The organism is Xanthomonas sp. LMG 12460 (genome assembly GCF_009192895.1).
Taxonomy (GTDB): domain Bacteria; phylum Pseudomonadota; class Gammaproteobacteria; order Xanthomonadales; family Xanthomonadaceae; genus Xanthomonas_A; species Xanthomonas_A sontii.
The window spans coordinates 59,847-83,886 of the sequence record NZ_NKUH01000020.1 but is presented as its reverse complement, the minus strand read 5'-3'; the positions used below and the strand labels follow the sequence as shown (position 1 = coordinate 83,886).

The window sequence follows — 24,040 nt, the reverse complement described above, 5'->3', positions numbered from 1 at the left end:
GAGGGGTTGGGGTGAGGGTAGGGGCGCGAAGCGCATGCGGTGTTTCCGCTGCACGAGGCTGCGCCCCGTACCCTCATCCGCCCCTACGGGGCACCTTCTCCCGGAGGGAGAAGGAGGTACAAGCCCCTCTCCCTCCGGGAGAGGGGTTGGGGTGAGGGTAGGGCGCGAAGCGCGAGCGGTGTTTCGACTGCACGAGGCTGCGCCGTACCCTCATCCGCCCCTGCGGGGCACCTTCTCCCGGAGGGAGAAGGAGGTACAAGCCCCTCTCCCCCCGGGAGAGGGGTTGGGGTGAGGGTAGGGCGCGAAGCGCGAGCGGTGTTTCGACTGCACGAGGCTGCGCCCGTACCCTCATCCGCCCCTTCGGGGCACCTTCTCCCGGAGGGAGAAGGGACGTACAAGCCCCTCTCCCTGCGGGAGAGGGGTTGGGGTGAGGGTAGGTGCGCGAAGCGCATGCTGCATGTTGACTGCGCGAGGCTTCGCCCGCGCCCTCGTCTGTCTCTTCGGCGCACCGCGCTCGCAATACCTCTTGGAAGAGCGTCGTTGGTCAGGGCATGCCGCTGCATTGGTTGGGGTGCATGCTCTGGCGAGCGGCTATGATGGGGACAGTTGCCACGGACCCGACCATGTTCCCCAGACTTCCGCCCGTCACCCAAGCGCTGCTGATCGGCAACGTCGTGGTATTCCTGCTGCAGATGCTGTTCGGCATGGACACGTTTTCGCCCTTCATGTTGTGGCCGATCGGTGCGTTCGACGCGTTCTCGCCCGGGGAGAACTTCCAGCTTTGGCAGTTGCTGACCTACGGCTTCCTGCACGGCGACTTCATGCATCTGCTGTTCAACATGCTGGCGCTGTACATGTTCGGCGGGCCGCTGGAGCAGACCTGGGGCAACAAGCGCTTCCTGACCTACTACCTGGTCTGCGTGGTCGGTGCCGGCCTGTGCCAGTTGCTGGTCGGCTGGTGGATGCTCAGCAACGGCAACGAGCCGTATCCGACCCTGGGCGCCTCCGGTGGCATCTTCGGCCTGCTGCTGGCGTTCGGCATGCTGTTCCCGAACCAGCGGGTGGTGCTGCTGTTCCCGCCGATCCCGATGAAGGCGCGGACCTTCGTGATCGTGTTCGGCGCGCTGGAACTGCTGATGGGCTTCACCGGCTGGCAGCCGGGCGTGGCGCATTTCGCGCATCTGGGCGGCATGCTGTTCGGCTGGCTGATGATCCGCTACTGGCGCGGCCAGCCTCCGTTCGGCAAGCGCAAGCCGCCGCGTCCGCGCATCGTGCGCTGAGCGAAACGCCTGCCGTTGCTGCGCGCCGCAAGCGCAGCGCCGGCGACACGTTTTCCCGACCCCTGAACGCAAGACGGCGCGGTTGCCCGCGCCGTCTTGCTGTGTGTGCCTGGCCGGCGGCTAGCGCCGGCACCGGCTCACGGCCACAGGTGGATCTGTTCGGCCTCGCTGCGCACCATCGGCTGGCCGGGCTTGCAGGTGAAGGTCGCGGCGAAGGCGGGCAGGTTGGCCAGCGCGCCGTTGGTGCGCCAGCGGCCGGGCGCGTGCACGTCGGCGGTGACCCGCTGCACGGCTTCGTTCGGCGACAGCTGCTGCGCCCACAGGCCGGCCCAGGCCTTGTAGAACGCCTGCTTGCTTGCCTCGTTAGCGGTCGGTTGCGCGGCGCTGTAGGCCTGCCAGGCCAGTTCGACGCTACCGATGTCGGTCAGGTCCTCGTCCTGGGTCAGCGGGCCGTTGACCTTGGCACCCTTCACCCCCGGGAAGTCGTAGGCGCCGTACTGCGCGGCGGTACGGGCGGCCAGCGCGTTCCAGGCGCTCTTGTCTTCCGGGGTCCACCAGTTGCGCAACTGGCCCTGCGCGTCGACCTGGCTGCCCTTGCTGTCGATGGCGCCGATCAGCTCGTGCGCGACCATCGCGCCGTAGGCGCCGTACAGCGTCGCGGCGTCGCCGCCGGCCGCGTACACCGGCGGCTGCAGCACCGCGGCGGTGACGATCAGACGGTTCTGGGCGATGTCGTAGGTCAGTGCGGGCTGCTGCGGCAGCACGTCCCAGCGGCGGTCGGCGTTGCCCTTCCCGATGCGCTTCATCTCCTCGCGGTGACGCCAGGTTGAGGCGATCAGCATGTTGCCGCCGAAGCTGCCGCGGCCCATCGGCTGCAGGGTGTAGTCGAGGTCGCGGCGCGGCGCGCCGACCTCGATCTTCAGTGCGGCCAGCTTGGCCTGCGCCTCGGTGCGCGCCGGCTCGCTCAGCCAGGTGCTGCGCTTGACCGCGGCGATCTGCGCGTCGCGTACCTGGTCGGCGATGGTCTCGGCCTGGCGGCGGGTGTCGGCCGACAGGTAGCGGGCCACGTACTCGCGGCCCAGCATCGGGCCGGCGGCGACGTTGATCGCGTCCAGCACCTGCGCCCAGCGCGGCGGCGGCGCGACCTGGCCCTGCAGCACGCGGCCGCGGAACTCGAAGCTGGCGTCGCGGAAGCTCTTGGACAGGTACGGCGCCATCGCGTCGCCCACGCGCCAGCGCAGGTAGGCCTTCCACTGCTCGGGTTTGATGCTGACGATCATGCCGTCGAGCTGCTTGAACATGTCCGGGTCGGCCATCGACACCAGGTCGTCGTTGACGCCCTGGGCCTTGAGGAAGGCGTCGAGCTGCAGGTTGCGGTACTGCTTGTTCAACTCCTTGGTCGAGATCGGCGCGTAGTTGTTGAACGGGTTGTTGATGCCGGCCAGCGACTTGGCGCTGCGCGCCAGCGCGGTCTCGATCTGCAGCACCGACTGGGCGTCGGCCTCGAGGCGGTCGGCCGGGGTGCCGGTCAGGGTCAGGATCTGCTTGACGTAGGTGCGGTAGCGGCCCATCAGCGCCATGGTGTCGGCGTCGGTGCGGGTGTAGAAGGCCGGGTCGGGCAGGCCCATGCCGCCCTGCATGAAGTAGCCGATGTGGCGGTCCAGCGCCTTCAGGTCGACGTCGGCGCCGAAGTTGAACGCGACCGGGATGCCGATCTGGTGCAGCGCGGCGATCGAGGCCGGCACGTCCTTGGCCTTCTTGATCGCATCGATGCGACCGAGCAGCGGCGCGATCGGGTTGGAGCCGTCCTTCTCGACGGCGGCCTCGTCCAGGCCGCTGGCCCAGAAATCGCCCAGCGCCTTCTGCACCGCGTTCTGCGGCGACTGCATGGAGGCGTCGAGCAGGTCGCGCTGCTGTTGCTGGGTGCGCTCGGCCAGCTGGCCCAGCGCGGTGACCGCGCCGGTCTGCGGCACCGGGTTCTGCTTCAGCCAGTCGGCGTTGGCGTCGTCGTAGAAGTCGCTGCAGGCGGCGCTGATCGGCGGGGCCTTGGGCGCGGCGGCGCGCTTCTTCTTGGGCGCGGCATCGGCGGCGGAGGCGAGGGCGATCAGGCCGAGGGCGACGGCGAGGGCAAGCGGACGGGCATTGGGCATCGGGAACGCATCCGGTCAGGATTAAAGTCGGCGGAGTTTAACAAGCCGCGGTGTGCAACTGTGGCGATGATGCGCGTCCACGTCCCCACCGGATTCAGCGAGCGACGCCGGCAGGCACGGGCGCCGGTGGCCGGGCAGGGCGGTCGGCATCGCCACCGCCGTCGCAGGCCGACGCCCACGCAAAGAAAAGGCCCGGACAAGCCGGGCCTTTTCGCGAGATGGCAGTGACGCCGTCGCTTACCAGATCACCACGCGCTTGTCGCCGCTGCGCACCATCGGCGCGCCCGGCTTGCACTGGAACGCGGTGGCGAAGGCCTCCAGGTTCGACGGCGCACCGATCGCGCGGAACTGCGCCGGGGCGTGCGGATCGGTGGTCAGGCGCACCATCGCGTTCTGCGGGGTGTACTTGGTGCGCCACACGGTGGCCCAGTTGATGAAGAAGTTCTGGTCGCGGCTCATGCCGCCGACCTTCGGGTCGTCCTTGCCCTCGGTGGCCTTCTTCATGGCGTCGTAGGCGGTGGTGATGCCGCCCAGGTCGGCGATGTTCTCGCCCAGGGTCAGCTTGCCGTTGACGTGCTTGCCGTCGACCTCGTAGCCGTCGAACTGCTGCACCAGCTTGCCGGTGAGCGCGGAGAACTTCTTGGCGTCGGCCGGGGTCCACCAGTTCTCGAAGTTGCCGGTCGGCCCGAAGCGCGCGCCCTGGTCGTCGTAACCGTGGGTCATCTCGTGGCCGATCACCGCGCCGATGCCGCCGTAGTTGAACGCGTCGTCGGCCTTGGGGTCGAAGAACGGCGGCTGCAGGATCGCCGCCGGGAACACGATCTCGTTCTGCAGCGGGTTGTAGTAGGCGTTGACCGTCTGCGGGGTCATGCCCCACTCGGTCTTGTCCACCGGCTTGCCGATCTTGCTGAGGTTGTACTTGTAGTTGAACGCGGTGGCGGCGCGCACGTTGTCCAGATAGCTGTCGCGCTGGGTGCTCAGGCTGGCGTAGTCGCGCCACTTGTCCGGGTAGCCGATCTTCGGGGTGAAGGTCTTCCACTTGTCCAGGGCCTTGGCCTTGGTCTCGTCGCTCATCCAGGTCAGCTTCTCCAGGCGCGCCTTCAGCGCCTGACTCAGGTTCTCGACCAGTTGCTGCATCTTGGCCTTGTCGTCGGCCGAGAAGGCGACCTTGACGTACATCTGGCCCATCGCCTCGCCGGCGCCTTCGTTGATGCTGCCGAGCACGCGCTTCCAGCGCGGCTTCATCTCGGCCTGGCCGTTGAGTTCCTTGCCGTAGAAGGCGAAGTTTTCCTGCGCGAAGGCGTCGCTCAGGTACGGCGAGGCGCTGTCCACGGTGTGGAAGCGCAGGTAGGCGCGCCACACCGACGGGTCGGTGTCGCCCAGCGCCTTGCTCACTTCCTGATGGAAGGCAGGGATCGCCAGCGAGAACTTCTCCGGCACGGCCACGCCCTGCGACTCGAAGAACTTGGTCCAGGGGAAGTTCGGGGTCAGCTTGTCGGCGTCGGCCGGGGTGACCGGGTTGTAGGACAGCTCGGCGTCGCGCGAGAGCTGCTCGCTGGACTTGGACACCTTGGCCAGGCGCGTTTCCAGCGCCACCACGTCCTGCGCCTGCTTGGCCGCGTCGGCCGCCGGCACGCCGGCCAGCTCCAGCACCTTGGCCACGTGCGCCTGGTAGGCCTTGAGCTTGTCCTGCTTGTCGGCGTCGAAGTAGTAGCTGCGGTCGGGCAGGCCGAGGCCGCCCTGCATGGCGTAGGCCATGTTCATCGCCGAATTCTTGAAGTCCGCCTCGGCGCCGAAGCCGAACAGGCCGTTCTCGCCCTTGGCCGCGCTCTGGCGCAGGTACTCGGCCACCGCCGGGCCGTCCTTGAGGCCGTCGATCGCGGCCAGGTCGGCCTTCAGCGGCGCGATGCCCTGGGCGTTGATCTTGGCTTCGTCCATGCCCGAGGACCAGAAGTCGCCGACGATCTTCTCCACGCCCTGCGGGTTGGCCGCAGCGGCGGCCTGTTCGGCCAGCTGGTGCTGCGCCGCGACCGAGCGCTCGTCCAGGATCGAGAACGCGCCCCAGCTGCTGCGGTCCTTGGGGATCTCGTTGGCGGCCAGCCACTTGCCGTTGACGTAGCCGTTGAAGTCGTCGCAGGCGTTCTTGCTGGCGTCCAGGTCGTCGACGTTGAAGGCGTTGTAGGCCGGCAGCTTGCTGGTGTCGAGCTTGAGGTCGGTCGACGCCGCGGCCGGGGCGGCGGCCGGCGCGGGCTTGGCGGCGTCGGCGGCGGGCGCGGCGCTCTCGGGCTTGTTGCAGCCGGTCAGCGCGGCGCTCACGGCCAGGGTCAACAGCAGCATCTTGGGATTGCGAAGGGTCACAGGCAGGCTCCAGGCCGACGTGGATAAAGGAATGGCCCGCACGGGCCGTGGCGAGACTCTACGCCGCCACTGCAGGTTTCAGGGGTGTCGAAGGTCATGGGTGGCCCTGGCCATTGGGCCGCAGGACGGCGTCGCCGCCTGCCGTCGGCAGGCCCGCCGGCGCTGGCTTACCATGCGGCCATGACCCGCGAACCGCCATGCGATGCCCTGATCGTCGGCGCCGGCCACAACGGCCTGGTCTGCGCCGCCTACCTGGCGCGGGCCGGCTGGAAGGTGACGGTGCTGGAGCGGCGCGGCGTGGTCGGCGGCGCTGCGGTGACCGAGGAGTTCCACCCCGGGTTCCGCAACTCGGTGGCGTCCTACACGGTGTCGCTGCTGCAGCCCAAGGTGATCGCCGACCTGGATCTGGCCGGCCACGGCCTGCGCATCGTGCCGCGCCGGCGCAACAACTTCCTGCCTTTGCCGGATGGACGTTATCTGCTGACAGGCGCCGGCCACACCCAGGCCGAACTGGCCAGGTTCTCCGCACGCGACGCCGCGCGCCTGCCGGCCTACGAGGCGCGGCTGGAGGGCATCGCCGACGTGCTGCGCGCGCTGGCGTTGCAGCCGCCGCCCAACGTCACCGATGGCGGCTGGCTGCAGGCACTGCCCGAGCTGCTGCGCGCCGGCCGCCTCGGGCGCCGCCTGCATGCGCTGGATGCGGAACTGCGCCAGGACCTGCTGGACCTGTTCACCATCTCCGCCGCCGAGTATCTGCAGCGCTGGTTCGAGAGCGACGCGGCGCAGGCGTTGTTCGGTTTCGACGGCATCGTCGGCAACTATGCCAGCCCGTACACGCCGGGATCGGCCTATGTGCTGCTGCACCACGTGTTCGGCGAGAGCAACGGGGTGAAGGGCGCCTGGGGCCATGCACTGGGCGGCATGGGCGCGATCACCCAGGCCATGGCCCGCGCGGCCACTGCGGCCGGCGCGCGCATCCGCACCGATGCGGGCGTGCGCGAGATCCTGGTCGAGGGCGGACGCGCGGTCGGCGTGGTCACCGAGCAGGGCGAGCGCCTGCGGGCGCGGCACGTGGTCGCCAACGTCAATCCCAAGCTGCTGTACGAACGCCTGCTCGATCCGGCGCACGTGCCGGCCGCCACCCACGAGCGCATGGCGCACTGGCGCTGCGGTTCCGGCACGTTCCGCATGAACGTGGCGCTGTCGCGGCTGCCCAGTTTCAGCGCGCTGCCGGGGCCGGGCGATCATCTCACCGCCGGCATCGTACTGGCGCCTAGCCTGGACTACATGGACCGCGCCTACCACGACGCGCGCCGGCACGGCTGGTCGCGCGAACCGATCGTCGAACTGCTGATTCCCAGCACCCTGGACGATGGCCTGGCGCCGCCCGGCCAGCACGTGGCCAGCCTGTTCTGCCAGCACGTCGCGCCGCAGTTGCCGGACGGGCGCAGCTGGGACGCGCACCGCGAGGAGGTCGCCGATCTGATGATCGCCACCGTCGAGCGCTACGCGCCGGGCTTCGCCGCCGCGGTGCTGGGCCGGCAGGTGCTGAGCCCGCTGGACCTGGAGCGCACCTTCGGGCTGATCGGCGGCGACATCTTCCACGGCGCGCTGAGCCTCAACCAGTTGTTCAGCGCACGGCCGATGCTCGGCCAGGCGGCGTACCGCGGTGCGATTCCCGGCCTGTTCCTGTGCGGCTCCGGCACCCACCCCGGCGGCGGCGTGACCGGCGCGCCCGGCCACAATGCAGCGATGGCGTTGTTGCGCGGTTGAGCGGCGGCGGACGGTAGCGGCAAGAAAAAAAGAACCCTGGCATGGCGACCAGGGCGAGGGAAAGGCGCGGCGCGTGCAGCGCGCCGCGCGTGCCACGGCGGCGCGCCGTGGCGTTGTCTGCGCCAGCGTCAGGGCGCGCCGGCCTGCACGGATGCGCTCGGTCGTGCCGCGGAACCGCCCAAGTGCGCGTCGAAGAACCCCAGCATCCGGGTGTAGAGGTTGAGGTTGTTGTCTTCTTTGTAGAAGCCGTGGCCTTCGCCGGACTGCACGATCACGCCTTCGGGTGGGTTGCCGGCCGCCTGCAGCGCCTTGGCCAGCGCCTCGGTGTGCTCCGGCGGGCAGCGGTCGTCGCGTGCACCGGCGGCGAGGTAGATCGGCAGCGTCAGCGCCTGCACGTGGTTGATCGGCGACATCCGCTCCTGCTCGGCACTGGTGCTGCCGAAGGCGCGCAGCAGATAGCGCCTGCCGCTCTCGCTCTTGCTGGTGTCGCTGAGCCGCAACTGGATCTTGGCGTCGTACATGCCGACGTAGCCGAACGCGCAGCGGAACAGCCCCGGCGCGCGCACCGGCGCCATCATCGCGGCGTAGCCGCCGAAGCTGCCGCCGTAGATGCAGATCCGCGCCGGATCGGCCAGACCCTGCTGGATGGCGTACTGGGTGCCGTCGACGATGTCGTTGATGATGCCCCCGTCCCACTGCCCGTAGGCGCGGTCCATGAACGCCTTGCCGAAGCCGCCGGAGCCGCGGTAGTTGAGTTGCAGCGTGGCGTAGCCGCGGCTGGCGAACAGTTGCGCCTCCGAATGGAAGCCCCAGTTGTCGCGCGGCCCCATCGGTCCGCCGTGCACGTTGACGATCAGCGGCAGGTTCTTCGCCTGCGCTCCGGCCGGCACGGTGAGGTAGCCATGGATGCGCAGACCGTCGCGGGCGGTGAACTGGATCGGCGTGATCGTGGCCATCTTCGCCGCATCGATCCAGGGCCGGCTCTTCATCAGGAAGCGCGCCTTGCCGGTGGCGCGCTCGTACAGGTACAGCTCGCCGGGATTCTGGTCGCTGCGCACGCTGACCACGATGGTGTCGCCATCGCGGGTGGCGCTGGCGAAGTCGACGTACTGGCCGGGAAAGGCCGCGGCCAGGCTGGCGTACAACGCTGCGTCCGGATGCGCCTCGTCGATCAGCTTGACCTGCGGCGCGCCGGCCTCGGTGACCACCGCCAGCGCGGTGTCCGAGCCGTCGGTGGCGGTGATGGTGCGCGCCACCTCGCTGGTGGGGTCCTGGAACAGGGCGACGAAGCCGCCGCTGCGCGGATCCAGATACCCGAACGCGCCGGGCGCCTTGCCGTCGTCGCGGGTGGCATAGACGCGGCCGTTGGCGGTGGACCAGGCGATGTCCAGGCGCGCGCCATCGGCCTTGCTGGCGTTGATGAGCTCCCACTTGCCGTCCTTCAGCGCGTACACCTCGCTGTGGCTGTCGTAGCCGGTGTCCTCGTCCTTGTCGCTCTGGCAGGTGGCGAAGGCGGGCTGCTTGGTCGCGTCCAGGGCGATGGAGCAGTTCGCCTTCGGCGCGCGGCCCAGCGATTTGCGCCGCCCACTGATGGTGTCGATCATCACCACTTCGGTGCCGGCACCTTCCGAGGAGCGCGGGTAGCGCACCTGCATGACCACGTTCTGCTCGTCGTCGCGCAGCGTGTCGAGCAGGGAGAACGATTCGCGGCCCACGCTCTTGCCGCGCTGGGTGACGCCCTGGGTGCCGTATTCGATCAGGGTGCGCGGCTGGCCGCCGTCGGCGTCGACCGCGAACCACTCGCCGGTGCCCATCGGCCGCTCGAACGAACCGACCTTCTTGACCGCGGTGAACAGCAGCCGCTTGCGGCCGGTCCAGTAGAACGCGCCGACGCTCTTGCCGTCCGGCAGCACGTTGACCTTGATCGGCTTGAGGTCGCGCGTGCCGAGCACGGTCAGCACGTCCTGCTCGCCGCGGTCCACGGTCAGCGCCAGGTATTCGCCGTCCGGCGAAATCTTCACCGCACTGTAGGTGGGGCGTTTGACGAAATCCGCAATGGGCGGGGGAGCGGCTGCGGCGATGCCGACGTGCAGGCACAGCCCCAGCGCGCAGAAAGCAACGAGTCGTTTCACGAGAATCCTTTTTGCGTGATTGAACACAGCGAGAGCCCGATGCCGGGCTCTCGCTGACCTCCAGTGTGCGTGGTGCGGCTCAGCGGAAGCGGTACTGGAACTCCGCCGCCACTTCGCGGCCGTACGGGCTGTAGGCGCGCCAGAAGTACGGATACGTGTTGTAGCCGCTGTCCTTCGGATGCGTCTTGTCGAACACGTTGTTGACGTAGAAGTTGACCGTCAGCTTGTCGGTCAGCTTCTTGCCCACGTTGGCGTTCCAGATGAAGTACGGCGCGATGCGGCCGGTCTCCTGCCAGTTCGGCAGGCTGCCGTAGCGGATCATGAACACCGCCGCCTGCCAGTCGTTCTTCTGCCAGGTCGCGGTGGTACGGATGCGGCTGCGGAAGTCGAAGTTGCCCAGGTCGTCACGGTAATCGAGGATCGGGTCGCCCTTGAACTCGGCCGACTTCTGCTCGAGGGTGTGCGAGTAGCCCACCTGGAAGCGGAAGTCGCCAAGCCGGTCGGTGTCCAGGCGGTAGTCCAGCGACGCATCGATGCCCTTGGTGCCTAGGAAGGCGCGGTTGATCGGACCGCGGCGAATCTCGGTGATCTGGCCGTCGTTCGGCGTGCCCGGCGCGTTGAGGCGCGTGACCCGCGACAGCATGTCGTTGCAGAACGCCGAGCCCGGCGCACCCAGGGTGAACGGGTTGCGGTTGCGGGTCAGCCCGGTCACGCAGCCGGCTTCGCCGTCGAGGATGTAGGTGGAGGTGATGTCGGCCACCACGTTCTTCAGGCGGATGTCGTAGTAGTCGGCGGTGACCGACAGGCCGTCGAGCACGTCCCACACGAAGCCGGCGGTCCACGACGTGCCGGTTTCCTCGGAGAGGTTGGTGGTGCCCTGGCGCACGCCGTACGCGGTGTAGTTCACCGTGGTGTCCGAGGTCGGGCACTGCGCCGCGGCGCGGCCGCTTTCCAGGCAACGACGGGTGTCGAAGATGCTGGAGAACGAACCGCTGCGATCGGCGAACACGTAGTGCAGGTCCGGCGCGCGGAAGCTGGTGGAGTAGGAGCCGCGGAACAGCAGATTGTCCAGCGGACGCCATTCCAGGCCGGCGTTCCAGGTCTTGGCGTCGTCCACCGCGGTGACGTCGTCGTACTTGTCCAGGCGTCCGGCCAGGTGCGCCTTCAGCGAGCTGAGGATCGGAATCGACAGCTCCACGCCCAGCGCGTAGCGGTCGCGCTTGCCGCCGCCGCCGGTGCCGGTGAGATTGTACGGACGGTCGGTGCCGGTGTAGTCGGGCAGGATGCGCGGGTCGGCATTGAGCTTGTATTCCTGCTGCGAGGCTTCGACCACGCCGGCAAAGCCCAGCGCGCCGGCCGGCAGCTCAAACAGGTCGCCGGAGAGCACGAAGCTGCCCTGGTTGACATGCGAGTTGGCGTCGGTCTTGACCGTGGTGCTCAACGCCGCGAACTGGTCCGGGGTCAGTGCGCTGTAGTAGCGCTGCTGGTTCAGGCGATACACCGGATAGGTGACGCCGCCGACCACGCGGGTGCCCAGTTGCTGGCCGAGGAAGTAGTCGTTGACCGCCGAGGCCATCAGGCGCGGACGATCGACCTTCACCTTGTACTCGGCGCGCGACAGGGTCAGGTCCCAGTCGAAGCGGTCGCCCAGCTTGCCGCGCAGGCCGGCGGCGAAGTCGTAGGACTTCTCCTTGTTGCGCGCCATCAGGTGCTCGACGCCGCCGGCTTCCTGCGGGGCGAACACGCGCTGCGCGTCGACCAGCGCGTTGAAGCCGGGATCGAACCACAGCGCGCCATTGGTGCGGCCGGACCAGAACTGGGTGCCCGAGGTGTACTTGGACTCGGACGACCAGGCCTGCAGGCTGGCCCAGCCCTGCATGCCGCCTTCGAAATCGAAGGTGCCGTAGGCGTAGCCGGACAGGTCGTTGTTCTCGTTGCGGATGGTCTGGTAGGCCGGATCCTTGAAGGTGCCGCAGGCCTGGCCGAGGTTGGTGATGGCGCCGGCGGCGCTGGCGCTGCGGTAGTTCCAGCGCACCCACTCGTCGCCCAACTGTTCGCAGGCGCCGGCCGGCGGTGCGAAGTAGGAGTTGGTGGTCGAGCCGGTGCGGCGGCGCACGCGCATGGTGCCGGTCGGCTGGATGCCGACGAAAGCCGGCGGGAACGGGTTGTCCAGCGACGAATCCATGAAGTCGCGCTGATAGCCGTACAGCGGCTCGCCGGCGGTGTACTCGAAGGCGTAGGTCAGGCTCCAGCGGTCGCCGGTCTTGCCGCCGATCCACTGGAAGTCGCCGGTGTCGCCGCCGCCGCGGGTCAGGGTGCTGCCGCGCAGCTTGACCAGGTCGCCCTCGTAGTTGGTCTTGAGGATGACGTTGACCACGCCGGCGACCGCGTCGGAGCCGTAGATGGCCGAGGCGCCGCCGGCGAGGATCTCGATGCGGTCGACCGCCGCGGCCGGGATGTTGCCGAAGTTGGCGAAGTTGCTCTGGCCGTTGTAGGGCAGCGGATAGTCCGCGGCGCGGCGGCCGTTGATCAACAACAGAGTACGGCCGGGGCCGAGACCGCGCAGGTTGATCACGCTGGCGTTGGGGGTGAAGCCGCCCTGGAACAGCTCGTTCTGGGTGGAGCCGGAGGCCTGGGTGAGCGTGCTCAGCGCGTCGAAGACGGTGTTGAAGCCTTCGCGCTAGATCTGGGTGGCGGAGATGATGGTGACGGGCGAGGGGCCCTAGACCTCGGTGCGCTGGATGCGCGAACCGGTCACCGTCACCTTCTCGAGGGTGCGCGCCTTGGCGCCGGTGGTCTCGGTCAGTTGTTCCGTCTCCGATTCCTCGCTCGCGGGCTGGCTTTGCGCCAGCGCCGACGCGGCGGGCAGGGCCAGAATGGCGGACACAGCAACGACCAGAAGACTCCGCTTGGGAGTCGGTGCTTTGACTGACATTGACAAATTTCCCCTAGATGCATGTGCAGTACCCAGGTCCCTTCCTGGACAGGTACGTGTAGAGAGCGTGAGGTCCATTTCACGTTTCTTGACCGTAGCATGAACAAATCGGAAAAGTAACGAAAAATTTGCGTTACATGACATGTTTTTGAAGTGGGCTTGCTGTAGAGGCGGTCGCGGCGGCAGGCGCACCTGGACGCCACGTGATGCAAGCCCTTGTCGCTGCGTCATTTCCACCAGGGCGAGCCCGTTTCGCTCCGCGCTCGCCCTGCGGCCGGGGTGTGCGGCGGCGGCCGGCGGCAGACACCGCGCATGCGCGCGAATGCTGCGCTGCGGTCATAATCTGAGACCGCCGCGCCCGCCTGCGTGCCGCCGCGGCCAGCCTTCCAGGGGAGATCGGGCGCATCCATGAGCGAACAGGTTCAGCTCTACAACCAGGCCATCGCCGCGCTCAACCGCAGCGACTGGCCGCACGCGCTTCGGATCGCACAGCATCTGCTGCAGGCCTTGCCGCAGCATCCGGGCGTGCATTTCGTCGCCGGTGTGGCGGCGCTGGAGTTGCAGCAGATGCAGGTCGCCGCGGTGCATCTGCACCAGGCCGCGACCCTCAATCCCGAACGCGCCGACTACGCGGCGCAACTGGCGCGGGTGCTGGCGATGGGTCGGTTCCTGCAGGATGCGCACCGCTTCGCCGATCATGCGATGGCGCTGCAGCCCACCGATGCGCATACCCTGGACACGCTGGGCGTGGTCTACACCCAGGTCAACGAACACGCCGCGTCGTTGCAGGCGTTCACGCGTGCGGTGCAGGCGGCGCCGCAGCAGGCCAGCTTCCGCTACAACCTGGGCACCTCGCTGCTGTTCTCCGGCAGGCTGCAGGAGGCCGAGGCCGAATACCGCGCCTGCCTGGCGCTGGAGCCGCGCTACTGGAAGGTGTATCTGTCGCTGTCGCAACTGCGCAAGTGGACGCCGGAGGAGAACAACCTGGCGTTGCTCGAGGCCGCGCTGGCGTCGGCCGGCGACGACCCGGACGCGGTGCTGCACCTGAACCTGGCGCTGGCCAAGGAGCACGAAGACCTCGGCGACTACCGCGCGGCGTTCCGCGGTTATGTGCAGGGGAAGTCGGTGCACAAGCGTGCGCGCGGCTACACCTCCGAGCGCGATGCGCGCCTGTTCGAGGCCCTGCATCGGAGCTTCCGCGCCGATGATGCGCCGGTGGCGGGCTTCGAGAGCGAGGAGCCGATCTTCGTGATCGGCATGCCGCGCAGCGGCACCACCCTGGTGGACCGGATCCTGTCCAGCCATCCGCAGGTGCACTCGGCGGGCGAACTGCAGAACTTCTCGGTGGTGCTCAAGCGCCTGACCGGCACGCCGTCGCCGGAGATCCTCGACGAAACCACGCTGAGCCAGGTGCAGGGGCTGGACTGGCGCGCGCTCGGCCGCGGCTATGTCGAGTCCACGCGCCCCGGCACCGCGCTGAAGCCGCGCTTCGTGGACAAGCTGCCGCACAACTTCCTCTACGCCGGCCACATCGCGCGCGCCTTGCCGAAGGCGAAGATCGTGTGCCTGCGGCGCGACCCGATGGATACCTGCCTGAGCAACTTCCGCCAGTTGTTCGCGCTGTCCTCGCCGTACTACGACTATTCCTTCGACCTGATGGACGTCGGCCGCTACTTCCTGATGTTCGACCGGCTGATGGCGCACTGGAGCGCGGTGCTGCCGCAGCGCATCCTGCAGGTCGACTACGAGGACCTGGTGACCGCACAGGAGCCGACCACGCGCCGCCTGCTGGAGTTCTGCGGCCTGCCGTGGGACGACGCCTGCCTGCGCTTCGAGCAGAACCAGGCGCCGGTGGCGACCGCCAGCGTGGTGCAGGTGCGCACGTCGATGACGCGTTCCTACATGGGGCGCTGGCAGCGCTACGGCGAGGATTTGCAGGAACTGAAGGTGCTGTTGTCGGCGTTCTATCCGTAACCACTGGGCCGCCCGCGCGGCCCGTCTCTACCGCTCCGTGATCGGTCGCTGTGGTATCCGGCGCGCACGCTGGCGCGTGGCGCAGGCGTAGTACGGAACGGTGAGCGCTGCGCGCTTCTTCCGTGGCGCTCCTGTGTGCCGCGGCATTGCCGCACTGCGCGTGGCTGGCCTCGCCTAGTCCAGATCGGTCTGGATCCAGGTCGGCGAATGATGGATGTCCAGCGTCTGCAGACGGCCAGGACCCAGGTTCTCGAACCGGTGCGGCACGCCGGCGGGACCGAAGACCACGTCTCCGGCCGCCGCCTCGAGCGCGCTGTCGCCGACGAAGAACCGCGCGCGTCCGACCAGGACCACGAAGGTTTCGTCGTACGGATGGACGTGGCGCGGCGGGCCGTCGCCGATCGCATCGGTGCCGTAGGTCAGGACGGTGACCGCACCACCCAGGGCTGCGCCGGCGACGACGCCGTGCCACGGCGGCGGCGTGTCCGCATCGAACAGCCGTGCCTGGGTTGCCGGCCGCCCATCCGCGGCGAAGGTGGCGGGATCGAAGTCGCGACGCGGCATGTCGGGTATCTCCACTGGATGCATTGCGGCATCGGATACGACGACGAGGAGGGGGCGTCTCGGCGGCGACGGATGCGCTGGGCGCGATTACAGCATGGGCTGACGGCGCCAACGGCCACGGCGCCGGAACGCTGTCGTGCGCAAATCATGTGTGCTTGACCAATCTCGCCGACGTGCCGCGCGGGCAGACGCCTGCAATGGATGGAATGACCGGGTAGGCCGCGCATGCGAGGCAAAAAAAAGCCCACCCTTGCGGGTGGGCTCTGTGAGACATGCGTGTCGGCTTACTTGCCGAACGAGTAACGCATTTCCAGGTAGTACGCACGGCCGTACACATCGAAGTTGTAATCGTTGTACGCCCACTGCGCGCTGCCCGGGTACGACTTGTCCAGCGGCGGCATCTTGTTGAACACGTTGGTCATCATCAGCGACAGCTCCATGCCCTCGAACGCCTTGTAGGTGACGCTGGCGTTGTGGGTGATGTGCGACGGCAGCTTGCCGGCGCGCGGGGAGGCATAGCCGGCCGGTGCGACGGTCGCCGCGTAGTTCGGGGTCTTGTCGAACCAGCTCGCGTACCAGGTGGTCGAGAACTTGCCGATGTCCCAGGTCAGCGACGCGTCGGCCTTGCGCTTCGGGTCGGTGCTCCAGTACGGATCGTTCAGCAGATCCACCGGCGTATCGCCCGTGTAGCGCACGTACTTGTGGCGCAGGTTCTCGCTGTAGCTGGCGATGGTGCTCAGGTCGCCCCAGCGACCGAAGTCGTAGCCATAGCGGAACGAGGCGGTGACCGCTTCCAGCTTCTGGTTGGAGACGTTGATCTTCGGCGTGTAGATGTTGGTGATCTGGCCGGCCGCGTTGCGGGTGACCTGGGAGAACGTGGCCTGGCACAGTGCCGAGGCGGCATCGTCGATGCCGGCGCGGCAGCGGTAGTCCTGCAGGCTCAGGCCGTCGGCGCTCTGCTGGGTGACCTCATCGCTGATGTCCCAGTTGAGGTAGTCGACGGTCAGCGCCATGCGGTCCACCGGCGACCACACGAAGCCCGCGCTCCACACATCGGCGTTGATCGGCTTCAGGTCCAGGTTGCCCGACTGCGTCCCGCGGAACTGACGGCTGGAGTAGGCCGCCGGGCAGTTGTCGGTGTTGCCCGGCAGGTAGCCGCGGCGCGCGCACTGGTAGTAGTCGACGACGCTGTTGTAGTAGCCGCTCTGGCCCTGGTACAGGTCGGACAGGGTCGGCGCGCGGAACGCGGTGCCGTACTTGCCGCGCAGCAGCAGGGTTTCGAACGGACGATACTCCAGCGAGATGCTGTAGGTCGGCTTGTCGATGGTGCGGCCACTGGCCTTGAACGCGTCGTAACGGCCGGCCAGGGTGATGGTCAACGGGTCGAACACCGGCATGCGCAGTTCCGAGGTCAGCGCGTAGCGGTCGCGCTGGCCGCCGCCGGCCACCGAGGTCAGGCCCCAGACTTCGCCGTTGAGGATCACCGGATCCGGCGCGTAGTCCCACTTCTGCTTGCCGTACTCGCCGACCACGGCCAGGCCCGCGTCGCCGCCGGGCAGGCTGAACAGCTTGCCGTTGGTGGCCTGCACGCGAATCATGCCGTCGGAGGTCTTGCTCTTGTTGGTGGCCTGGCCGGTGAAGCTGGCGAAGTCCGCCTGGCTGATCGGCGAGTAGAACGCCGCGTAGTTCGGCGAATACACCGGGTAAGCGCCGTAGTTCGGGTCCAGGCCGAGCTGCGGGCCCAGCACGCGGTTCACGAAGAACTGGTCGATCGCGTTCTTGTAGCGGACCAGCTGGCGCTCTTCCAGCTTGTACTGGGTGTAGGTGACGCCGGCATCGTAGTCCCAGCTCGACTGGCCGAGCTGACCCTGGGCGCCGAAGGTCACGCGCACCGAGTCGCTCTTGTTGCGGCTCATCGTGTCCTTGATGCCGTTGATGCCCATTTCTTCCGGCGCGAACGCGCGCTGCAGGTTCAGCAGGTCGCCCACCTTGGGATCGTAGTAATAACCGAAGTCGGCAGCGGTGCCCCACCAGATGTAGTTGGAACCGGCGTTGAACTTGACCTCGTCGTGGCTGTAGAGCACGTCGCCGTACAGCTGCACGTTGTCGTTCAGGTCATGGGTGCCGTGCAGGTAGGCCTGCAGCGACTTGGTGCCGCTGTCCAGGGTGCGGTAGCCCGGGGTGTACTTGGAGCCGCAGTAGTACTCGTCGCCGAAGCCCCGACGCCGCTGCAGCCCTTCCGTGCCGCCAAACAGGCCGGACACGTTGTTGCAGTTGTTCGGGTCGAGAAACTTGTAGCTGGTGAACGGGCTGTAGACCAGGAAGTCGCGGCTCGGCAGCTGGGCGTTGTAGCCCTGCGTGTTGAACTGCTTGGTCTGGCTGCGCTGATAGGCCCAGATCGGATCCTTCTCTTCGTACTGCACGCCGCCCAGCACGCTGGTGCGGCCGTCGGCCGAGGTCCAGCCGTCGGCGAAGGTGGTGCGGAAGTTGCTGCCGCCGCCCTCGGAGAAGCCGCCGCCGCGGATGCTGAACACCGCGCCGTCCATCTTCTTCTTCAGGATGACGTTGATCACGCCGGCGATCGCATCGGAGCCGTACAGCGACGACTGGCCGCCCGGCAGGATTTCGATGCGGTCGACCAGGTCGATCGGAATGCCGCTGATGTTGTTGAACGTGTCGCTGCCGTTGTACAGCGCCGGGTAGTTCGACATCGGACGGCCGTCGATCAGGTACTTCACGTAGCCCGGCGGCAGGCCGAACAGGCTCACCGTCTTGGCGCCCTGGGTGAAGGTGCCCGAGCTCTGCCCGCCCTGCACGCCGCCGGTGGCGAACGAGCTCTTCTGCAGCACGTCGGCGACGGTGCTGAAGCCGCGCGCCTTGATTTCTTCGGCGTTGATCGTGGTGACCGGGGTGGCGGTCTCGATCTCGGTCTGCGGGATCAGCGAGCCGGTGACGGTGATCTTGTCGAGATTCGTCGCTTTATCGGTCTTGTCGTCGGTCGTGGCGTCCTGCGCGAAGGCGGCGAACGCGGCCGGGACAAGCATGGCGGAGGCCAGCGCGGCACTCAGGTGGCTGTGCTTGAAACTACGAGTATGACGGACAGTCATCTTTCTCTTCCCCGAAAATCAATCGATAAGGCGAGGGGCCTCGTGCCGCGACGTGTGCCTTGAAAGTGGGATTGCATCCTGCAATCAACCCAAACGTAACACGGACTTAACGCGGTTTGTACATGGGTGTCACTTTTTTCGTCTACCAACAAAAACTGCGGTGATCAGGCGGGAAATGTCGGCGAACGTCGGGCCGCGGCACCGGCGTAGACAAATTTCGCGTTGCTTTGCACCATTGCGGGGCATTCGTTGTATAGGTTGCTGAACGGATGTGGGGCGTGGCGGGCCGTGCCCCTGAAGGCCTGTGACGACTGGGCGATCCCGATACCGCCAGCAGCGCGGCCCGGCTGCCGACGCACCATTTCGGTGAGCGCGACTCGCCATCGTGGGGCGTGCAAGTGCGGGTGATCGCCGCATCGGCATGGCGCGCCGCGATCCCGGCGTCTGCGCGGGCCGGTGCCGAGGCGCGCGATGGCGGAGCTGAAAGGTCGGTCGCAGGCCGTGCCACGCGGCATTTGCGCAAAATCCGCCAGCGCTCGCGCCGCCCGCGGCGCGGGACCGTGCGTCGGTGCACTTGTATAGTCATGTGTCTGTGCGGCCCGCGCCGCTGCCGCTGCCCGCGGCGCCGTGTGCGGTCCATGGTTTCCTTTCCGTCGCGCGCATGCCTGGCCTGCGTCGCCGACGCTTTCTTGTTGAGTTTTCCGATGACCGATCGCCCGCGTCTCCCCGCCCACGCCGTCCAGCCCAAGCTCGCTCCGCACCCGCGCATCCGCAACGTCATCGCCGTCGGCTCCGGCAAGGGCGGGGTGGGCAAGTCCACCACTGCCGTGAACCTGGCCCTGGCCCTGCAGCGCCAGGGCGCGCGCGTCGGCGTACTGGATGCCGACGTCTACGGCCCCAGTGTGCCGGCCATGCTCGGCCTGAGCGGACGCCCGGACAGTCCGGACGACAAGAGCATCGAGCCGATGCGCGCCTTCGGCATCGAGGCGATGTCGATCGGGCTGCTGGTGGACCAGGACACGCCGATGATCTGGCGCGGTCCGATGGCGACCTCGGCGCTCACACAACTGTTCGCCGATACCCTGTGGGACGACCTGGACTACCTGCTGATCGACCTGCCGCCCGGCACCGGCGACATCCAGCTGACCCTGGCGCAGAAGATCCCGGTGGCCGGCGCGGTGATCGTCACCACCCCGCAGGACATCGCCACGCTGGACGCGAAGAAGGCGCTGAAGATGTTCGAGAAGGTCGAGGTGCCGGTGCTGGGCATCGTCGAGAACATGGCGGTGCACACCTGCAGCCAGTGCGGCCATGTCGAGCACCTGTTCGGCGAGGGCGGCGGCCAGCGCATGGCGCAGCAGTACGGTGTGCCGCTGCTGGGATCGCTGCCGCTGGCGATCGCGATCCGCGAGCAGGGCGATTCCGGCACCCCGGTGGTGGCGGCCGCGCCGGACTCGGCCGCGGCGCAGGCCTACCTGGCCACCGCGCAGCGCCTGACCGAGGAACTGCGCAAGCGCCCGCGCGCGGCCATCCCGATCTCCGCGGCGTTGCGCTGAGCGGCGCGCGGCGCCTGCCGCGAACGCCCCGCGACCGGCTAGAATCGCCGGTCATTGCGGCCGGCCCCATCGGTCGGCCGCGCTCCCGGCGCGCAGGCTGCGGCCGCCGCCACCGGCATCAGGAACCCCCATGAGCATCAAGAGCGACCGCTGGATCCGCCGCATGTCCGAACAGCACGGCATGATCGCGCCCTACGAGCCGGGCCAGGTCAAGCAGGTCGACGGCCAGCGCATCGTCAGCTACGGCACCTCCAGCTACGGCTACGACGTGCGCTGCTCGCGCGAGTTCAAGGTGTTCACCAACATCAACTCGACCATCGTCGACCCCAAGCACTTCGACCCCAAGAGCTTCGTCGACATCGAGGCCGACGAGTGCATCATCCCGCCCAACAGCTTCGCGCTGGCGCGTACGGTGGAATTCTTCCGCATCCCGCGCGACACCCTGGTGGTATGCCTGGGCAAGAGCACCTATGCGCGCTGCGGCATCATCGTCAACGTGACCCCGCTGGAGCCGGAGTGGGAAGGCCACGTGACCCTGGAGTTCAGCAATACCACGCCGTTGCCGGCGCGCATCTACGCCAACGAAGGCGTGGCGCAGATGTTGTTCTTCCAGTCCGATGCCGACGACGTCTGCGAGACCAGCTACAGGGATCGCGGCGGCAAGTACCAGGGCCAGACCGGCGTGACCCTGCCCAAGACCTGATCCTCCACCCCCTTCTTTCCGACAGCACAAGGAGCGCGCAATGAACGACCCCAATCCCTACCAGGCCCCCGACGCGGCGTTGCCGCCCGCGCTGCCGGGCATCGCCGACGGTGAGACCCTGGCCGGACGCGGCGAGCGCCTCGGCGCGGCGCTGATCGACGGCGTGATCTCGCTGGCGACGTTCCTGCCGGTGGCGGCGCTGACCGGCTACTTCGGCAAGGTCATGGAGGCCGCGCGCAGCGGCGTGCAGGTGCCGTTCCTGACCACGCTCGGCTACGGCGTGCTGGGCATGGTGATCTTCCTGCTGGTGCAGGGCTACCCGCTGGCCAAGAGTGGCCAGACCTGGGGCAAGAAGCTGCTGTGGATCCGCATCGCCGACCTGGACGGCGGGCAGCCGCCGTTCTGGCGCCTGATCGCGCTGCGCTATCTGCCGACCCAGGCGATCTCGCTGTTGCCGATCGTGGGCGGCATCTACGCCCTGGTGGACGCGCTGTTCATCTTCCGCCAGGACAAGCGCTGCCTGCACGACCTGATCGCCGGCACCCGCGTGGTCAACGTCCGCCGCTGAGTCAGCGGCCGCGACGCAGTAGCGGGGTGGGGATCGCCCAGGCGAATCCCCACTCCCAAATCCCCAATCCCGGCTGCACCTACTTGCCGCGGCCGAACAGCATGCCGACGCCGACCGCGACCAGGATCGCCGGCCACCAGGTGGCGATCAGCCGGCCCAGGCTCAGGTTGGTCCAGCCCAGGTTGTTGGCCAGGAACACCAGGCCGATCACGATCAGCACGATGGCGGCGATCACATTGGATTTCATGGAGGCGCGGCTTCCGCAAAAAGGGCGCCTATCGTAGCCGCTGGCGCCACGCCGCAACACGCGCCTGCAGTTCCTCGGGCGGCAGCCGCTGCGCCGCGCCGCTGCCCCACACCGGGCCGGGCCACGCCGCATCGTCCGGGTGCCGCCCCAGCACGTGCACGTGCAGTTGCCGCACCACGTTGCCCAGCGCGCCGATGTTGAGCTTGTGCACGCCCGGTTCGTGCCGCAGGAGTTGCGAGAGCTGGTTGATCTCGGCCAGCAGCAGACGCTGCTGGCCACCGTCCAGGTCGATCCATTCGCTGGCCTCGGCCACCCGCGGCACCAGCAGCAGCCACGGGAAGCGCGCGTCGTCCATCAGCCGCACCTGCGACAGCGGCCCGTCGGCGACGAACGCGCTGTCGGCCTGCAGCCGCGGGTCGAGGACGAAGTCGGCCACGCCGCGGCTCAGCCCAGGTGCTCGGCGAGGAACGCCAGGCTGCGTTCGCGGGCGAGCTCGGCACTGTCGGCGTCGTAGTGGTTCGGGTCCACGTGGCGGTCGAAGCCGTGGCCGGCCGGGTACACGAAGGTCTGCATCTGCGGCAGCTTTTCGCGGTGCTGCTGGATCGACTCGGCCGGGATGCTGCCGTCCTGCGCGCCGAAGTGGAACAGCACCGGCGCCTTCGGCGTTTCGTCGAGGAACTGGGTGTTGCGGCCGCCGTAGTAGCTCACCGAGGGCAGGCCCAGGCGCAGCGCCGACAGCAGCGCGACGCTGCCGCCCCAGCAGTAGCCCAGGGTGCCGACCTTGCCGGCCGGCGCCAGCGCCTGCGCGGCCGCCTGCACGATGTCCAGCGCGCGGTCGAAGCCGAGCGCACCGACCAGTTCCAGGCCCTTGCGCACGCCGTCCTGGTCGTAGGCCAGCTGCGCATCCTTCTCGACCGGATCGAACAGTGCCGGCGCCAGCACCTCGTAGCCGTGCGCCGCGTAGCGGTCGGCGACCTCGCGGATGTAGTCGGTCACCCCGAAGATCTCCTGGATGACGACCAGGCCGCCGCGCGGCGTGCCCTCGGGCAGGGCATGCCAGGCGGAGACCTGGCCGTGAGCGGTGTCGAGGGTGGTCCAGTGGCCCATGGCGGCATTCCTGTGGCGTGGGGGAAGCGGCGGATTATCCATGGCCCAGGCTAAGCCGGGGTGAGCGGGCGCACACCGGCCGGGCCGCGTCGGCGGCCACGGCCCGGTATACTTTGCGCGCTGTTTTTCTCCCAGGCCCCCGGACCCCGGCCCCAATGTCTCTCGCGACCCCCAAAGTCGGCTTCGTCAGCCTCGGCTGCCCGAAGGCCCTTGTCGATTCAGAACGCATCCTCACCCAGCTGCGCGTGGAGGGCTATGCGATCGTGCCCAGCTACGACGCCGCCGACGTGGTGGTGGTCAACACTTGCGGTTTCATCGATTCGGCGGTGGCCGAGTCGATGGAGGCGATCGGCGAGGCCATGGCCGAGAACGGCAAGGTCATCGTCACCGGCTGCCTGGGCAAGCGCTCGGAGCAGATCCGCGCGGCCTATCCGGACGTCCTGGCGGTGTCCGGCCCGCAGGACTACCAGAGCGTGATGGAAGCGGTGCATGCGGCGCTGCCGCCGCGCCACGACCCGTTCGTGGACCTGCTGCCGCGCGCGCGGGGCGCCGAGGACGACATCGGCGTCAAGCTGACCCCGCGCCACTACGCCTATCTGAAGATCTCCGAAGGCTGCAATCACCGCTGCAGCTTCTGCATCATTCCGTCGATGCGCGGCGACCTGGTGTCGCGCCCGGTCGACGAGGTGCTGCGCGAGGCCGAACGCCTGGTCAAGGGTGGGGTGCGCGAGTTGCTGGTGGTGTCGCAGGACACCTCGGCCTATGGCGTGGACCTGAAGTATGCCGAGCGCGAGTGGCGTGGCCGCGCCTACCAGACGCGGATGAAGGCGCTGTGCGAGGGTCTGTCGGAACTGGGCGCGTGGGCGCGCCTGCACTACGTATATCCGTATCCGCACGTGGACGACGTGATCCCGCTGATGGCCGAGGGCAAGTTGCTGCCGTACCTGGACATCCCGTTCCAGCACGCCAGCCCGCGCATCCTCAAGTTGATGAAGCGGCCGGGCGCGGTGGAGCGCACCCTGGAGCGCGTGCAGCGCTGGCGTGCGCTGTGTCCGGAAATCACCCTGCGTTCGACCTTCATCGTCGGCTTCCCCGGCGAGACCGACGCCGAGTTCGAGCAGTTGCTGGAGTTCCTGGACGAAGCGCAGCTCGACCGCGTCGGTGCCTTCGCCTATTCGCCGGTGGAAGGAGCCAGCGCCAATGCGCTGCCGGATCCGGTGCCGGAGGAACTCAAGCAGGAGCGGCTGGCGCGCTTCATGGAGCGGCAGGCGGCGATTTCCGCCGCGCGCCTGGAAGCCAAGATCGGCACGGTGCAGGAGTGCCTGGTCGACCTGCTGGAGGACGGCATCGCGGTGGCGCGCTCCAAGGCCGATGCGCCGGAGATCGATGGCCTGGTGCATATCCAGAACGGCGGCGAGCTTGGGCTGAAGCCGGGCGATCTGGTGCAGGTGGAGATCACCGACAGCGACGAGCACGACTTGTTCGGCGATGCCCTGCCGGCGCAGGCGTCGTCGGCAACGCCGCTGGATCTGCGGGTGCTCTGACGCTGCAGGCGGCGGCATGCGTGGCGCCACGGCGCCGCGCGC

Annotated in this window: 17 protein-coding genes and 1 pseudogene; 7 read left to right on the top strand and 11 right to left on the bottom strand. The window is 68.2% G+C overall.

Going from position 1 to position 24,040, the window contains the following annotated elements; genetic code table 11:
* Positions 1 to 623 precede the first annotated feature (623 nt).
* Positions 624 to 1,280, top strand: coding sequence for a rhomboid family intramembrane serine protease (locus tag CEK66_RS04735; RefSeq protein WP_152236102.1), 657 nt, complete (start codon positions 624 to 626; stop codon positions 1,278 to 1,280).
* Between the two features lie 137 nt (positions 1,281 to 1,417).
* Here the strand turns inward: CEK66_RS04735 and CEK66_RS04730 are convergent, their stop codons facing one another.
* Positions 1,418 to 3,430 carry a M13 family metallopeptidase gene (locus CEK66_RS04730; RefSeq protein WP_152236101.1) on the bottom strand — a complete coding sequence of 671 codons (2,013 nt, stop codon included), beginning with the start codon at positions 3,428 to 3,430 and terminating at the stop codon, positions 1,418 to 1,420.
* 237 nt (positions 3,431 to 3,667) lie between these two features.
* Positions 3,668 to 5,767 (bottom strand): M13-type metalloendopeptidase, encoded by a 2,100-nt coding sequence (locus CEK66_RS04725; RefSeq protein ID WP_193312573.1) that lies wholly within the window; start codon positions 5,765 to 5,767, stop codon positions 3,668 to 3,670.
* Between the two features lie 201 nt (positions 5,768 to 5,968).
* On the opposite strand from CEK66_RS04725, the gene CEK66_RS04720 reads away from it, so the two are divergent.
* Positions 5,969 to 7,561 carry an NAD(P)/FAD-dependent oxidoreductase gene (locus tag CEK66_RS04720; RefSeq protein WP_152236099.1) on the top strand — a complete coding sequence of 531 codons (1,593 nt, stop codon included), beginning with the start codon at positions 5,969 to 5,971 and terminating at the stop codon, positions 7,559 to 7,561.
* Between the two features lie 128 nt (positions 7,562 to 7,689).
* Here the strand turns inward: CEK66_RS04720 and CEK66_RS04715 are convergent, their stop codons facing one another.
* The 4 genes and pseudogenes from CEK66_RS04715 to CEK66_RS20550 form a co-directional block, all read right to left on the bottom strand.
* Positions 7,690 to 9,693, bottom strand: coding sequence for a S9 family peptidase (locus tag CEK66_RS04715; protein WP_226978489.1), 2,004 nt, complete (start codon positions 9,691 to 9,693; stop codon positions 7,690 to 7,692).
* A 79-nt stretch (positions 9,694 to 9,772) separates the two neighbouring features.
* Positions 9,773 to 11,572 carry a TonB-dependent receptor gene (locus CEK66_RS04710; RefSeq protein ID WP_255424686.1) on the bottom strand — a complete coding sequence of 600 codons (1,800 nt, stop codon included), beginning with the start codon at positions 11,570 to 11,572 and terminating at the stop codon, positions 9,773 to 9,775.
* 507 nt (positions 11,573 to 12,079) lie between these two features.
* Positions 12,080 to 12,346, bottom strand: a pseudogene (locus tag CEK66_RS20765) (Plug domain-containing protein); the annotation flags it as partial.
* A 69-nt stretch (positions 12,347 to 12,415) separates the two neighbouring features.
* A complete protein-coding gene (locus CEK66_RS20550; RefSeq protein ID WP_017911775.1) occupies positions 12,416 to 12,580 on the bottom strand; it encodes a hypothetical protein in 165 nt (54 codons plus the stop codon).
* A 456-nt stretch (positions 12,581 to 13,036) separates the two neighbouring features.
* Here CEK66_RS20550 and CEK66_RS04705 point away from each other — a divergent pair, with 456 nt between their 5' ends.
* Positions 13,037 to 14,602: a sulfotransferase gene (locus CEK66_RS04705; protein WP_152236098.1), complete on the top strand. Its 1,566-nt coding sequence runs from the start codon at positions 13,037 to 13,039 to the stop codon at positions 14,600 to 14,602.
* Between the two features lie 174 nt (positions 14,603 to 14,776).
* Here the strand turns inward: CEK66_RS04705 and CEK66_RS04700 are convergent, their stop codons facing one another.
* A complete protein-coding gene (locus tag CEK66_RS04700) occupies positions 14,777 to 15,166 on the bottom strand; it encodes a cupin domain-containing protein (RefSeq protein WP_017908401.1) in 390 nt (129 codons plus the stop codon).
* A 284-nt stretch (positions 15,167 to 15,450) separates the two neighbouring features.
* Entirely contained in the window at positions 15,451 to 18,210 is a 2,760-nt protein-coding gene (locus CEK66_RS04695) for a TonB-dependent receptor (RefSeq protein ID WP_152236104.1), read from the bottom strand.
* Positions 18,211 to 18,977: 767 nt separating this feature from the next.
* On the opposite strand from CEK66_RS04695, the gene apbC reads away from it, so the two are divergent.
* The 3 genes from apbC to CEK66_RS04680 all read left to right on the top strand — a co-directional run bounded on the left by apbC (position 18,978) and on the right by CEK66_RS04680 (position 21,100).
* Complete coding sequence (gene apbC, locus CEK66_RS04690) at positions 18,978 to 19,829, top strand: iron-sulfur cluster carrier protein ApbC (protein WP_152236097.1); 852 nt, start codon at positions 18,978 to 18,980, stop codon at positions 19,827 to 19,829.
* 130 nt (positions 19,830 to 19,959) lie between these two features.
* Entirely contained in the window at positions 19,960 to 20,532 is a 573-nt protein-coding gene (gene dcd, locus CEK66_RS04685) for a dCTP deaminase (RefSeq protein WP_152236096.1), read from the top strand.
* Between the two features lie 40 nt (positions 20,533 to 20,572).
* The gene (locus CEK66_RS04680) at positions 20,573 to 21,100 is read left to right on the top strand and encodes an RDD family protein (protein ID WP_152236095.1); all 528 of its coding nucleotides are present in this window, start codon (positions 20,573 to 20,575) and stop codon (positions 21,098 to 21,100) included.
* A gap of 79 nt (positions 21,101 to 21,179) precedes the next feature.
* On the opposite strand, the gene CEK66_RS04675 is transcribed toward CEK66_RS04680, so the two are convergent.
* The 3 genes from CEK66_RS04675 to CEK66_RS04665 are packed head-to-tail and all read right to left on the bottom strand — an operon-like array spanning position 21,180 to position 22,454.
* Positions 21,180 to 21,347 (bottom strand): DUF5668 domain-containing protein, encoded by a 168-nt coding sequence (locus CEK66_RS04675; protein ID WP_003467495.1) that lies wholly within the window; start codon positions 21,345 to 21,347, stop codon positions 21,180 to 21,182.
* 28 nt (positions 21,348 to 21,375) lie between these two features.
* Positions 21,376 to 21,783 (bottom strand): HIT family protein, encoded by a 408-nt coding sequence (locus CEK66_RS04670; RefSeq protein WP_152236094.1) that lies wholly within the window; start codon positions 21,781 to 21,783, stop codon positions 21,376 to 21,378.
* A gap of 8 nt (positions 21,784 to 21,791) precedes the next feature.
* Positions 21,792 to 22,454: a dienelactone hydrolase family protein gene (locus CEK66_RS04665; protein WP_152236093.1), complete on the bottom strand. Its 663-nt coding sequence runs from the start codon at positions 22,452 to 22,454 to the stop codon at positions 21,792 to 21,794.
* Positions 22,455 to 22,609: 155 nt separating this feature from the next.
* On the opposite strand from CEK66_RS04665, the gene rimO reads away from it, so the two are divergent.
* Positions 22,610 to 23,998: a 30S ribosomal protein S12 methylthiotransferase RimO gene (gene rimO / locus CEK66_RS04660; protein ID WP_152236092.1), complete on the top strand. Its 1,389-nt coding sequence runs from the start codon at positions 22,610 to 22,612 to the stop codon at positions 23,996 to 23,998.
* The last annotated feature ends 42 nt before the right edge of the window (positions 23,999 to 24,040 follow it).

Coding starts and splice junctions, on each gene's coding strand:
- CEK66_RS04735 (WP_152236102.1), top strand. CDS start 624: ATGTTCCCCAGACTTCCGCCCGTCACCCAAGCGCTGCTGATCGGCAAC.
- CEK66_RS04730 (WP_152236101.1), bottom strand. CDS start 3,430: ATGCCCAATGCCCGTCCGCTTGCCCTCGCCGTCGCCCTCGGCCTGATC.
- CEK66_RS04725 (WP_193312573.1), bottom strand. CDS start 5,767: ATGCTGCTGTTGACCCTGGCCGTGAGCGCCGCGCTGACCGGCTGCAAC.
- CEK66_RS04720 (WP_152236099.1), top strand. CDS start 5,969: ATGACCCGCGAACCGCCATGCGATGCCCTGATCGTCGGCGCCGGCCAC.
- CEK66_RS04710 (WP_255424686.1), bottom strand. CDS start 11,572: ATGCAGGGCTGGGCCAGCCTGCAGGCCTGGTCGTCCGAGTCCAAGTAC.
- CEK66_RS04705 (WP_152236098.1), top strand. CDS start 13,037: ATGAGCGAACAGGTTCAGCTCTACAACCAGGCCATCGCCGCGCTCAAC.
- CEK66_RS04700 (WP_017908401.1), bottom strand. CDS start 15,166: ATGCCGCGTCGCGACTTCGATCCCGCCACCTTCGCCGCGGATGGGCGG.
- CEK66_RS04695 (WP_152236104.1), bottom strand. CDS start 18,210: ATGCTTGTCCCGGCCGCGTTCGCCGCCTTCGCGCAGGACGCCACGACC.
- apbC (WP_152236097.1), top strand. CDS start 18,978: ATGACCGATCGCCCGCGTCTCCCCGCCCACGCCGTCCAGCCCAAGCTC.
- dcd (WP_152236096.1), top strand. CDS start 19,960: ATGAGCATCAAGAGCGACCGCTGGATCCGCCGCATGTCCGAACAGCAC.
- CEK66_RS04680 (WP_152236095.1), top strand. CDS start 20,573: ATGAACGACCCCAATCCCTACCAGGCCCCCGACGCGGCGTTGCCGCCC.
- CEK66_RS04675 (WP_003467495.1), bottom strand. CDS start 21,347: ATGAAATCCAATGTGATCGCCGCCATCGTGCTGATCGTGATCGGCCTG.
- CEK66_RS04665 (WP_152236093.1), bottom strand. CDS start 22,454: ATGGGCCACTGGACCACCCTCGACACCGCTCACGGCCAGGTCTCCGCC.
- rimO (WP_152236092.1), top strand. CDS start 22,610: ATGTCTCTCGCGACCCCCAAAGTCGGCTTCGTCAGCCTCGGCTGCCCG.